This window comes from Aeromonas sp. 1HA1, assembly GCF_029237385.1.
Lineage (GTDB): Bacteria > Pseudomonadota > Gammaproteobacteria > Enterobacterales > Aeromonadaceae > Aeromonas > Aeromonas popoffii.
In genome coordinates, this window is sequence record NZ_JAACGC010000016.1 from 20,409 (window position 1) to 33,187 (window position 12,779).

Annotated in this window: 11 protein-coding genes; 1 reads left to right on the plus strand and 10 read right to left on the minus strand. The window is 47.1% G+C overall.

The genetic code is table 11. From position 1 onward, the window contains the following. Positions 1–90: 90 nt before the first annotated feature. From GWQ22_RS07495 to GWQ22_RS07530, 8 genes are all read right to left on the minus strand, one after another. Positions 91–930, minus strand: a complete 840-nt coding sequence (locus GWQ22_RS07495; protein ID WP_275929908.1) for an acyltransferase — start codon at positions 928–930, stop codon at positions 91–93. Positions 931–996: 66 nt separating this feature from the next. Next, positions 997–3,273: a CDP-glycerol glycerophosphotransferase family protein gene (locus GWQ22_RS07500; RefSeq protein WP_275929909.1), complete on the minus strand. Its 2,277-nt coding sequence runs from the start codon at positions 3,271–3,273 to the stop codon at positions 997–999. A 13-nt stretch (positions 3,274–3,286) separates the two neighbouring features. Further along, positions 3,287–4,369, minus strand: a complete 1,083-nt coding sequence (locus GWQ22_RS07505) for a stealth family protein (protein WP_084204566.1) — start codon at positions 4,367–4,369, stop codon at positions 3,287–3,289. A 53-nt stretch (positions 4,370–4,422) separates the two neighbouring features. Further along, a complete protein-coding gene (gene galU, locus GWQ22_RS07510; protein ID WP_042034491.1) occupies positions 4,423–5,301 on the minus strand; it encodes a UTP--glucose-1-phosphate uridylyltransferase GalU in 879 nt (292 codons plus the stop codon). 99 nt (positions 5,302–5,400) lie between these two features. Next, positions 5,401–7,029 carry a polysaccharide biosynthesis/export family protein gene (locus tag GWQ22_RS07515; RefSeq protein WP_345893630.1) on the minus strand — a complete coding sequence of 543 codons (1,629 nt, stop codon included), beginning with the start codon at positions 7,027–7,029 and terminating at the stop codon, positions 5,401–5,403. 37 nt (positions 7,030–7,066) lie between these two features. Continuing rightward, positions 7,067–8,260 (minus strand): sugar transporter, encoded by a 1,194-nt coding sequence (locus GWQ22_RS07520; protein WP_042034490.1) that lies wholly within the window; start codon positions 8,258–8,260, stop codon positions 7,067–7,069. A 31-nt stretch (positions 8,261–8,291) separates the two neighbouring features. Beyond that, positions 8,292–8,942 carry an ABC transporter ATP-binding protein gene (locus GWQ22_RS07525; RefSeq protein ID WP_042034489.1) on the minus strand — a complete coding sequence of 217 codons (651 nt, stop codon included), beginning with the start codon at positions 8,940–8,942 and terminating at the stop codon, positions 8,292–8,294. A 4-nt stretch (positions 8,943–8,946) separates the two neighbouring features. Next, complete coding sequence (locus GWQ22_RS07530; RefSeq protein ID WP_275929911.1) at positions 8,947–9,747, minus strand: ABC transporter permease; 801 nt, start codon at positions 9,745–9,747, stop codon at positions 8,947–8,949. A gap of 810 nt (positions 9,748–10,557) precedes the next feature. Here GWQ22_RS07530 and GWQ22_RS07535 point away from each other — a divergent pair. Then, positions 10,558–11,082 (plus strand): acyloxyacyl hydrolase, encoded by a 525-nt coding sequence (locus GWQ22_RS07535; RefSeq protein WP_275929912.1) that lies wholly within the window; start codon positions 10,558–10,560, stop codon positions 11,080–11,082. 97 nt (positions 11,083–11,179) lie between these two features. Here the strand turns inward: GWQ22_RS07535 and GWQ22_RS07540 are convergent, their stop codons facing one another. Both GWQ22_RS07540 and pflA read right to left on the minus strand, forming a co-directional pair. Further along, entirely contained in the window at positions 11,180–11,821 is a 642-nt protein-coding gene (locus GWQ22_RS07540; protein WP_042034486.1) for an energy-coupling factor ABC transporter permease, read from the minus strand. 97 nt (positions 11,822–11,918) lie between these two features. Beyond that, the gene (pflA, locus tag GWQ22_RS07545) at positions 11,919–12,725 is read right to left on the minus strand and encodes a pyruvate formate lyase 1-activating protein (protein WP_084204556.1); all 807 of its coding nucleotides are present in this window, start codon (positions 12,723–12,725) and stop codon (positions 11,919–11,921) included. Positions 12,726–12,779 lie beyond the last annotated feature (54 nt).

Sequence of the window (12,779 nt, forward strand, 5' to 3'; positions counted from 1 at the left end):
TAATCACATGAAGATATTAAAGTGGACGCTTTTTTCAATTACTATATTGGTTTGACACCCAATGAAAAATTGTTGTGATAGAGGCTTATATCACAGTAGTTGAGCGGAAGAAGGAATGAAAAATCTATTCTTTTTATCAAAAGAACTTATGTTAGATATTATGTAGCCGAGTTTTTCCTTAGCGCTAGCCAAAGATAAAACGTCATCATCAATACTATTGAAAGACCTTGTTTCACCATCTTTGAAATTAAATATATATGCATCGGTATCTTTCTTACAAAACTTCTCTGTCTCGAGCTCCCCCCAATCATGGACACATTCCTCAGTATAGAAAACATCATTTCTCAATATTTTAGCGGGATTGCCTGCCCAGCTGGAATTTGAGTGAACTGTTTTGTTTGATAATACAGAATTAGCACCAATAATGCTACCAGAACCTATTTTTACCCCTTTAAGAAGGAGTGTGTCCTGCCCAATCCAAACATGGTCTCCAACAAAAACACTTTTGCTGTGATTGATTCTTTTTTTAGTTTTGGCATCAAAAATGAGATGAGGATCTGCTAATCTAACACTAATACCAAAAGATAATAAACATCTACTGCCGAAAAAAATGTTTTTTCCTTCAGAAAGAATAAGACTCATGGTTTGTCCATGTGGGTTAAAATAATTATCCTCCCCGAAAAAAAGAACTGAGTTATTAAAAATGTTTGTGGTTAATGTATACGCATGTTTGCTACTCGATAAAAAAATTACCGAGTTATTACCGAGGAATCTTAATGTTACATTTTTTAGTGTAACCTTATCCTGACAGTAGATTATATTGTTCTCACCATCTAAGAGAATTTCAGAATTTATCATCTCAGGTAAATGACCATGGAAAAAGTTAGAACCAACCTTTAACATATCTTCTTTGCTTTTAATTCTAATCATTGCCAGCCTTAACTATACTTATTAAGTGCCAGTGAAAATGAAAATTCCACTGGCAAGGATTTTAACTCAAGCTTCAATCAATTCAATAATTCTTTTTGAATTTTTGTTGTCTCTATAGGTAAAGAATTTATTTGCAATTCCTTCATATTTTTTATCTATGTTAATGTTGTTGGCTATAATTTCATTTATTCCATCAATAAGTTTATGTTCTGAAGTGACAACTGGTCCAGGAATGCCAGTACGAGGGCACACAAGAGGCCCACCACGAGTTGAAAAGAACTTTTGTGCATCAAACCAATAATAGATTACAGGTTTTCTTTGATAAAGCATGTCAAATGATGCAGAGGAATAATCAGTAATCATTATATCTGCTGATATAATAAGTGATTGAACATCAATGTCATTCATACTATGCACTGTAATTGTGTCTGACCAAGGCAATGCTTTTAAATGTGCATGCATTTTATGGTGTAAACAGACATCAGCAGACATATTGTTTTCTGCTAGCATTTGATTGAAGTTTTCTGACACCAATAATTCATTAATTTTTTTGTAGTATTGAGAATTAATGAACTGTTTCTCACTGACATTTGATAGCCAATCTCGCCATGTTGGAAGAATCAATATTTTTCTTGAGCATTTATTCTGTTTTTTAGGTAACTTATCAAAACGAGAAAGCCCTGTAACCGAAACTTCACTTTTATCAAAACCAAATTGTCTACAAATCAGTTGCTTTTCAAAATCAGAGCTCACAATAAATTTATCTGGAAGTTCATGACGCTTTTCCATGGAGTTTTTATCATAATATCCAGTTGCTCTATTAAGAGCGAAAATGCCATGCTGTAGAAAAATCTTTTTCTTATGTTTGTGCTCTTCAGCAACACGTTGCCATTGATGGAATACATCCCTCATGCTATCGCTGAATACATAAGTTGATGATCTATTAAATATAATAAAGTGTTTTAAGCTGCCATACCTAATTACATTATTAAATCCATCTAAATTATCTTTTGTTTTTGCATTTCTGTCGATAACATAATAATACTCTTTACTTCCCTTATATTTTTTTGCATCATTAACGTGACAGAACAAATGGTAACTAGAATCATTTGCCGTTTTTCCTAATCGTTCACCTACAAGAACAATGTTATCTCTATCTTTATATAGAATTGCACTAGCTATTTTTGATATTCCATATTTAGCTTTCCATGCAGTATTAATGCATGCTGACTTGAACTTATTTTTTATTTTTTTTATCTTTACTTTTATCTTCTTGTTTTTCAAGTTGTGATAATCTTGAGTAATATCATTATCACTCTTTTCTATTCCCTTATTCAGACATGATTTTTTAAATATGCCATTCATGACTCTATGTGCTTCTGAATAGAAGCCATGATAGATAAGCAATAAGGGTAGACGTCTCTGTGGTGTAAAAACTCTTAGAGGCTTATCTCCAATATGAGAGTTTAGAAAGTGTCTAACATGCTTATATATAGGTTTTACTTCATCAATAGTACAATCAGTCGAATACTTGGTTAGACGGTATAGTAACCCCCGTAATATAAACAGCTTTGCAAGATAAGTTTGTCGCTCCGGCAATCCAAACTGCAATGTCAATTCGTACACTTTTGTTAGATCATAGAATACTTTTTCGTTGACGATTTGTGTACATGAAGGGTTATCCTCATCATCTCGCCCACGATAGAGATAGCTTATATGTGGAGTTGTTGATATGTGATTAGCCTTATACATAGCCTTCATTACAAATATCCAGTCCTCGGCTAATTTGATACCAACAGGAAACTCGATATTGTTTCTTAATAGCAGACTTCTTTTATATAACTTGGCCCATGGGGCGGGCGTTTTCACTAAAATAGAGTGATGAAAGAACTTAACTTTTCTAAGGGCTGCACTGGCTACTTCAGCGTGGTCTTCAATAAACCAGCTTCTTCTAGAATTAAATGCTTTACTATGAGATACAATGACCTCTGAGCAAGTTTCCTTTGCTAGTTTGTATAGTGGTGCTAGAGCGTCAGGAGGTAGTAAATCGTCAGAATCCAAGAAAAATATATACTCACCTACAGCAACTTTTATAGCATTATTTCTAGCAACGGATTGCCCGGCATTTTCTTGCTGAATGAGATATATATTCTTATAAGTTTTCTGGTACTCCCTTATTATGTCAACGGATTTATCTGGAGAACCATCATCGATGAGAATGACTTCTATTGATTCCTCAAACCTAAAGCCATCAACGGTTTGCATGATTAAGGATTCAAGGCAGTCTTTTATATATTTTTCTACATTGTAGACTGGAATTATAATTGATATTAACTTGTTCACTTTCTTATCCCGATCATTCAGAAAAATAATTAGATAACAGTTTTGCTACATTGTGTCTGTGATTTATATTCTTCGTGTTAAAGTCATTTGCACAAAATGAGTGAGGTAGTGTTCCATTCTTTTTTGCTAATTGTAAAGCATTAAAATAGTTCGCAGCTGCAGGTGATCTAGCATTAAAGTAATAACATATATCCCTAGATGGCACAGCAACTCCTCTTATGTAAGATAGCCAAGGGATAAAAAATGTGGCTAAGTTCAGATCATTATTGGTTCTAAACCTATTTGGCAAGAAGCTCTTAATATCAGCCCTATACAACCGCCAACATTCTTCAAACATACTCTTTCTTAGCGGAACATAAGTGTGAACTAGAGGGTGATCAATCAAAAAGCTAAAGTCATGATTAAGCAGGGAGGCTGACTTCAATGAGGCAGAAAGTGTTGGGGTATCAGTTCCTTTAGCCTGCATAGCAGAGAGACTTTTTTTTGACATAAATAGGGATGCAATTCCATTGCTTCTAAAGAAATGTCCGGCAGGAAGTGGTCTGGCCACGAATACATCATCATTGAAATAGATAAAGTGTTCTGCCAAATCAGGGATCTGGTGCAGATGGGCTTCTATCACATGTGAGTTAAAGGTGGGCAGATACTGCGCCTCGATAATATCAGTATGATCAACGATACGAACTCTATCACTCGGTGTTAACCATTTTGGGCACTGCTTATCGGTGACAATATATATTCGTCTAACCCAAGGTAATAACTTGAGTATACTGCCCAGTGAATATTTTAATTCATCATGATTACTGAACCTGGCAGGATCAGTGGCATGTTGTCCCACATAATTATTATTTACCAACTGCTTGTACTGTTGGCAGCGTATCTGCCAATCAGGATCTGAATCATCAACCCAAGTGAATACAACATCGATTGGAAAATCAATTTCAATCTGACTTTCCATGGCAAGATCGTGTCGCATAAGAATATCTTCTTCATTCTCTGCACACGCGATCTCATTACGAATGATTGGGTGTTTTTTATTTAAGTGGTCTCGAATAAAAATGCCAGGATTTTTGAAGAATTTTTTGAGTTTACGCATAATCTTGAACTTCATATAGAGCGAGGGAAACCCTCGCTCAAAATATTATAAAATCAAACCAATGATGTTATAAATTCTCGGAAGCCATGCTGAAAGTCTTTGTGTCTAAGACCATATTCAACAAACGCTTTCATATATCCTAACTTGTCACCACAATCATGAGATCTTCCTTGCATGCAGAAGGCATCCACCTGTCCACCTTTGAGTAATTCGGATATGGCGTCAGTAAGCTGGATTTCATCTCCTGCCCCCGGCAGTGTCATACGCAGGTGTTGCCATATATCCGGGGTCAATACGTAACGTCCCACGATAGCCAGATTGGATGGTGCTTCATCTTGTTCTGGCTTCTCGACCACATTAAATATAGTGGCAGATTCACCAGCGGTTATATCGATGGAATGGCAATCCACAATACCGTATTTTGACACATCCTGAACCGCTACCGGCTCAACCATGATCTGAGAATGGCCTGACTCTTTATAGTTACGGACCATTTTAGCCAAGTTGTCTTTTTTCAGATCGCTGGCGGCATCGTCAATAATGACGTCGGGCAGTACCACAACAAAAGGATTGTGGCCAACAAGGGGATACGCTGACAGCACCGCGTGGCCCAATCCTTTTGCTTCCCCTTGGCGAACATGCATGATAGTCACGTCTTTGGGGCATATGGATTGAATTTCTTCCAGCAACTGCCGTTTTACACGACTTTCTAGAGTGGCTTCCAGTTCGAATGATTTATCGAAGTGGTTCTCTATCGCATTTTTGGATGAATGTGTGACCAGAATAATTTCTTTGATACCTGCAGCAATACACTCATTGACCACATATTGGATCAATGGTTTATCTACAATAGGAAGCATTTCTTTCGGAATAGCTTTGGTGGCAGGTAACATGCGGGTGCCCAAACCCGCAACTGGAATAACAGCTTTCATTTTATCCCTTACTTATATTTATGTTGGTTTTTTTATATGTAATAGGGTAGGGCCGAGATAACATCTCGGTCCTACCAAACTTTTATGGCAAGTGAATGATTAAAGAAGTACCAAGGCCCTAGCCGAAATGGCGATTTGATAGAGCACCTCGGTAATATCCTTGGTGATCTGCAGCGACTTGGTATCGACCTGCGGCAGGACGAAGATCTCGTCACCCGGCTTGATGGTGATCTCTTTATTTTCCAGATCGCTCTTCTCGATCTGGCTGAAGGTGCCATCACGATGCAGCAACAAAATACGGGAGTTGCTGGCTTTCTGGGTAAAGCCGCCGGCCAGATTGATGTAATCGGCCACGGTACGTTTGTTATCCATCAGGATGGCGTTCGGGAACATGACATCGCCGTGCACCATGATGAGGTTGGTCTGGCGCGGAATACGGATGATATCGCCCGGTTCGAGTCGCACATCTTCCATATTGGTGCCATTGGCCAGCACCACCTGCCCGTTGGGTTCAATGTCTTTGGCACGTTCAACCCACTGCATCAGCAGTTGGGCTTCGCTGTTGCGCAGCTTGGCTTCCCCTTCGGAAGAGGAGCGGGCGGTCAAAATACTGGCCTCTAGCGCCTTGAGTGACGATTGCAACATCTCTTTCTGGCGCACCTTGACCGAGTCACGATAGAGCTGGATGGCGCTCAGGTCCGCATCCTGGGTCAGTTTCAGGCCGTTGAGGATGTCGTCGAGACGGGCACCGTACTTGAGCACATACTCCTGCGCACTGTCGTGTTCCCCTTCGACCCGCACCGCGATGGAGGCATAGCGTTTGTCGGCGATTACTTCCACTGTGTCGCCCGAGCTGACCATGTTTTTGGCCAGTTGGGCGTCATTGATGGGGTAGTAATCCATGCGGATATCTTCGCCCTGATTGCGGCTCACCCGAATATGAGTGGCATCGGGATCGGGGCTGGCCATCTGCATCAGCTCGGCCAGGGTGACATGGGGTTTGCTCAGCTCGAACTTGTTGGCATTTGCCACCTTGCCGCGCACCGTGGCCTGATAGCGCAGCGGCGCCACCACTATGATGTCGCCATCGCGCAGCTGGGTTGGCAGCAGGGTGCCATGGATCAGGAACTGGTAGAGGTTGTAGTGGCGCAGGGTCTGGCCATTGCGCTTGAGGGCCACATCCAGATAGCTACCGCGCTCGGGGGCGATACCGCCAGCCTTGTCGAGGAAGTAGAGAATGGAGTCGCCAGACTGACCGGCAAACAGGCCCGGCTGTTTGACAAAGCCGGTCACGAAGATCTTGACCGGCTGGCTCACGTCCAGCGTGGCGTACACGCTGACGTTCTTCTGATAGACGGTGGTGACGGCCCCGAGCAGGGTGTCGTTCAGTTGTTCGTTGCGTACCCCGGCTACCTTGATGGGGCCCACCTTGGGCAGGAAGATGTTGCCCTGTTGGTCAACCGTCAGGGGTTGATCAAACTCGACCCCCCCCCACAGCTGTACTTGCAGGCGATCGCCGATGGCGATGCGGTAATCCGGGTTGAAGCCGTTGAAGGATTCACGGGCAAACTCACCGCGAAACAGCCAGTTGCCAAACACAGGATCCCGGGTCTGGGTATCCGTGATGACCTTGCGCACCGGGGCCCCTTCCTGGGAGATTTCCAGGGCATAAGCGGGTTGGAGCAGCAAGCTCAGGCTCAGTGCCAGCACGCTCGGCTTGAGATTCAATGGTCTGGTAAAGAAGGTATTCAACGACATACTCCTGTCAGTCCTGATGTTCGCGCAAGGTGGCAAGACCCATCACGATCAGACCGTAGAAAAGGCAAAGCAGAACGCCAATGGTGGCCAGATTGTAGAGACGACGGGGATATTCGGCCTCTTCGGCCTGAGTGGGTTGGCTCACCACCAGCAAGTGCTTCAGTTTGCGATAGGCCTCGACGCGGGCCTGCTCCATGCTGACCAGACCTGTCTTGTAGACATCGGCCGCCAGCTGGGTTTGTACCTGTACCGCCTGATAGTCGGCATTGACCTCGTTGAGGGATTGCTTCTCGCTGCCGGTCAGGCGCTTCTTCTCTTGTGCCAGCTGGCGGGTGAGGGCATCGACCCTGTCTTTGACCGCGACCACGTCAGGGGCATTGGGGTTCATGTAGATTTGCAGTCGCTTGAGTTCGGCATCCTGGCGCACCAGTTCCGCTTCAAGCTCAGACACCACCCCCATCATGGCGGTACTGGTGGCCTCGGGGCTCATCAGCTGGTGCTGGTTCTGGAAGGCCAGCATCTTTGCCTGCTCCCCCAACAGCCGCTCGTGTGAGCGGGCCACTTCGGTTTCCACGAATTTGAGTTGCTCCATCGCCACCTGACGGCTCAACCGGTTGATAAAGCCTTCGCTCTCTTTGAGCATCAGGCTAACAACTTGTTTGGCATAGTCAGGCTCGAAGGCTTGCAGGCTGACGGTCAATACCCCGGAGAGCTCATCCAGGCTGACGGTGAGGTGATCCCGATAAAATGCCAGAAACTCTTCGCGGGTGGCATCTGCCGGCAGGCGCGAGAACATATCGGCACTGTCGCTTTGAAAGTGTTTTTTCAGTTGCAGTGCGTTATCCAGGGTGTTGAGCATATCCCAGGATTTGAGGTAGTCCTGGATCACCAGCACATCCTGATGATTGCTGCCCCCCAGCCCCAGCATGGAGAGGGCATCCGGCAGCATCTTGAGTTGATCGGCCTGTTTGATGATAAGGCTCGCCTGACTGACATAGCGATCGCTTGCCATAAAACTGTAATAGAAGGTTGCTAGCATGAAGCACGCTAGGATCCACAGAAAACTGCCAAGTTTGATGGCTTTTTTCCATGATTGATGGGCAACCCGATAGCCCTTGGAATCGATAAGAAACAGCTTGGGGTCGCGCTTGAATTTACGCAGCTTGCGCTCAAGCAGGGCGGTCAAATTGGCTTTGGTCATAAATATCCGTGGAAAGACTTAAAAGAAAACATCAGAGCGTTTGATAGATGGCGATGGCTTTTTCGATGTCGTCATGCAGGGTCAACTGCCCGTTTTGCAGCACTATGCCCATGTCGCACTGTTGGCGCAGGGTTTTCATGTCGTGAGAGACCATGATAAGGCTGGCGGTTTCCCGTTTTTGGGTGAAGACATCGATGCATTTCTGTCTGAATCTGGCATCCCCCACCGAGGTGATTTCGTCGGTCAGATAGATATCAAAATCAAAGGCCATGCTGACGGCAAAGGAGAATTTGGATTTCATCCCGCTCGAATACCCCTTGATGGGCAACTCATAATGCTGGCCAATCTCAGAGAACGCTTTTACCCACTCTTCGACCTCGGCCGTGTCGTGTACCCCATGAATGCGGCAGACGAAGCGGGTATTTTCACGCCCCGTCATGCTGCCTTGAAAGCCGCCGCTCAGTGCCAGTGGCCAGGAGACCCGGCTGTGGCGGATCACCTTGCCCTTGTTGGGCATGTCCATGCCGCCCAGCAGGCGAAGCAGAGTCGACTTGCCCGCGCCGTTTGCCCCCAAAATGCCAATATTGCGATCCCCCGGCAGGGTAAAGCTCACATTTCTTAACACGTAATGGCGGCCAAACTTGGTCGGGTAATATTTTGAGACGTTATCCAGAGTGATCATGTTGTCAGCTTGCTATGAGTCGTCGATGGCTGAGGCGATAGGCACTCATCGCAAAGGTCAGCAGCACCAGGGTGATGCCCGCCAGATACGACCAACTGCCCCCCTGTGTCTGAAAACCGGCAATCCAGCCCGAGCGGATAAGTTCAAGCGCGTGCACCACTGGGTTCCACAGCAGCAGATGCTGGAAATTTTGTGGCACGGCCGCCAGCGGGAAGAAGACCGCCGAGATCCACATCATGGGGCGCATCAGAATGGGTATCAGCTTGCGCGCCTCCTCAGAGAGGGACGTGGCGATACAGAACAAGGTTCCCAGCGCAAAAGAGAAGAGCATCAGCAGGCCATATCCTGTCAGTACGGCCAATGGATCTGTTGGCATGGCATCGAAACCGAACCACATCAGCCCCAAGATCAGCACAAAGGCCACCAGCACGCCGATCAGGGTTTCCAGCAAGAAACGAGAGAACAGGGTGGCAAAGGGGGTCACCTGCCGATAGCAGAACAGCCCTTTGTTAGCACTAACTGCGGACTGCAGCTGGCTGGCCATGTTTTGAAACATCAGAAAAGGAAGGTAGCCAGCAGCAACAAAAACGGGCGCTTCGACCCCGCCAAAGCCATTGCGTTGCCGCATCCCGAATACGAAGCAGAACAACGTAATGGTAAGTAAGGGATCCAGCACAGCCCAGGAATACCCCATGCGGTAGTTGCCAAAACGGGTCTTGAGCTCCCGCATCAGCAAGCCGAAGGTCACATCCTTGAGCACCGCCCATGAGGCTCGACGCTGATTTGATAGAATTGGGGCGTTCAAATTTTAATCTTTATATCGGCATATGGATGAAGAGGGGCGACTCTATCACAAACGTTTAGGCGACAGGCGAGCGCTCATGATGAATAGCTAGTCATCAGTGTCTGTTGAATGTTTTTGGTTTCTGGTTTGTTACCAACATGTGGCGCTCGGGGGCTTTTTAGGCATGGCTACCGCACGGCAATGACATATTCCCGGACCAAAAAGCGAGTTGTAATGATGGTGAATAAATCGAGGGTGATAACGAGGGACTGCTTGCTCAAAAAACAAACAGAATTCAACTTACAAAGGTAAGCAACCAACCCGTGCATATAGCGCCATTATGTGACGCTCATCATGCTTATTTTTATTTGCGGCGCATGGTACCTATCAGGTGCAATTGAGTCAACACACGATAGCTAATTACCAAAATGTCAACTGTAACATGTAAGGCGTTGTTATGTAATGATTTATGGTGCTATTGGTTAAAATATAACAGGTCTGATGAGTGCTCGTGACGATAAGCTGATTCATTCAGGTGCCGCTGGATCAAACAAGTGTCGTTATTTTATCTTGTTTTTGTGAGCTGTATTGATTGTATTTAATGCTAGATTGCGATATGTGATCGCCATGCTCTTTGTGGTCAAATAATGATCTGATATTGTTGGTTTACCTGAATTAAACGCCAACACCTCATCATTGCTAGACTATTTATTCTTAAATGATGATTTTTTTAGTTTCATCCATCGCGTTGACAAGCGTCCATCCCACTGACATATCCTCATATGTGCCCGTTCGGACGGCACCATAGATAACAAGGATGTAGGAGGGGATATGGACGCTAATACTCTCTTGCTCTCGGGACTGCTGGCTTCGTTGGTCGCGAGTTCAGGGGCAATCGCCAATGACAATATTGTTGCACTGCAATTGGGTACACCTGCCGAGAGCGAGAAGCTCGACATCTTTACGGCTGACGTGAAACTTCATCATATGTTCTGGCGCTGGGGGGATTCAGGCTGCCAGTTTGGTCTCGGTGTGCGAGGGGGCATGCTGGAGGTGGAGGATGAGCGAGCGGCTCGGCTGGGCACGGGGGCTCGCGCCGAATGCCTGTGGGGTAACTGGGTGGTCTGGCTCCCGGCCGAGGTGTTATGGCTGGCGGATCATGAATTTGGTCATCGTGGCAATGGCTTCAAGGATTACGGCGGCCCCTTCCAGTTTGCCACCGGTATTGGTCTGGGCTATGCAATCACCCGCCACTGGCTGATTGGCTATCAGTATGAGCACATGTCCAACGCCAACATGTATGAGTCCAACCCAAGTCTGGATACTCACTCACTTCATATCGACTACCGGTTTTAACCCTTGCGTCTCTTCTGGTTGCCAAGCCCCTGCTCGTCAGGGGCTTTTTGTCTGCCCATGCGGGTTGAGTCATGGACAGACAAGCATGGCGTAGGGGTCAGCGCCCCAGGTACTCCCGCTCGAAGAAGGTGTTGACCCAGTGGGGGCGGTAGATGGCGAGCAGTGTCATTGTCATGCCGTTGAGCAGGGCTTCTGGGAAGAGCAGCAGTGGCCAGATGGAGAGGTAGTCTGCACTGATGGTGTGCCACGGATAGGTGCCACTCATGTCCATCAGCAGGGCGCTGGCGACCACCTTGACCGAGATACTGAGGGCGCCGCCGCCGAAGGCGACCACGAACAGGTAGACGAACAGGTGGCGGGGCAACCAGGCCCAGCTGGCCAGAAACAGCAACCAGCTGGTGGCAACGGGCAGAGCGACGCCGATCAGTGCATGCCAGCCGATGTCGGCGAGCTCGATGACATCGAAGTAGCCGAGGATCAGCAGTGTCAGGCAGGGAGCGAGCAGGGCGAGGCGCCACCCCAGCAGCAGGGTCAGGCTGGTGAGGCCGAGAAAGTGCACCTCCAGCCCCTCGTGCAGGCCGGCACGCAAGAGCCAGAGTGGGACCAGGGCGATGGCGCCGCCCAGGCAGAGGTGTTGATAGAGTGGCTGGGCAAGCAGGGTTCGCAGCAGGGGGCCGCGCAGGCTGAATATAAGCAGCAATAGCCAGAGCAGGAGGGCTGCGGCTTGTCCTTCACTCATGGCATGTCCTTGTCATGTGATGGCGTACTGAGCGAGCAGGGGTGAGGGATAACAATAACAAGGGCTGGCGTATTCCCTGCCAGCCCTGCTTTAACAATCAGTATTTGACGTGCTTGTGATACTTGCTAAGGATGCCCTGAACTCGGTCCATGGTCTCCTTGCTGGGGGGCTTGATCCCGTTCAGATCATAGTTCTCACCCAGTACGTCCCATTTGTGCTTGCCCAGCTCGTGGTAGGGCAGCAGCTCCACCTTCTCGACGCAATCACCCAGCTCGGCGATGAACTGACCCAGCCCTTCGGCGCTCTCGTCATCGTCTGACCAGGTCGGCACCACCACGTAGCGGATCCACATGGTCTTGCCCTTGGTGGCCAGATAGCGGGCGAACTCCAGGGTGTACTTGTTGCTGACGTGGGTGAGCGGTATGTGCTTCTCGTCATTGATCTGCTTGATGTCGAGCAGCACCAGATCCGTGTTGTCGAGCACCTTGTCGAGCTGTTCGTCGTAATGACGCACGAAGCCATTGGTATCGAGACAGGTGTGTATGCCTTTCTCTTTGCAGGCGGCGAACAGGTCGGCGATGAAGTTTTGTTGCAACATGGCTTCGCCACCCGAGGCGGTCACGCCACCGCCAGAGGCATTCATGAAGTGGCGATAGCTGGTGATGTCGCTCATCAACTCCTGCACCGTCACTTCACGGCCACCCTGGGTGTCCCAGGTGTCCCGGTTGTGGCAGTACTTGCAGCGCATCAGGCAGCCTTGCATGAACACGATAAACCGTATCCCGGGGCCATCGACAGTGCCGCAGGTTTCAACGGAATGGATCCGGCCAATGATCCCGGACTCGCTGGTTTCAGCGACCGCACCGCTGGTGTTGACAGCAGGGATCCGATTAATGACAGACATAGACAACTCCAACGATTCGAGCAGGTCGTTATTTTATTACATAAAGCCCTATAA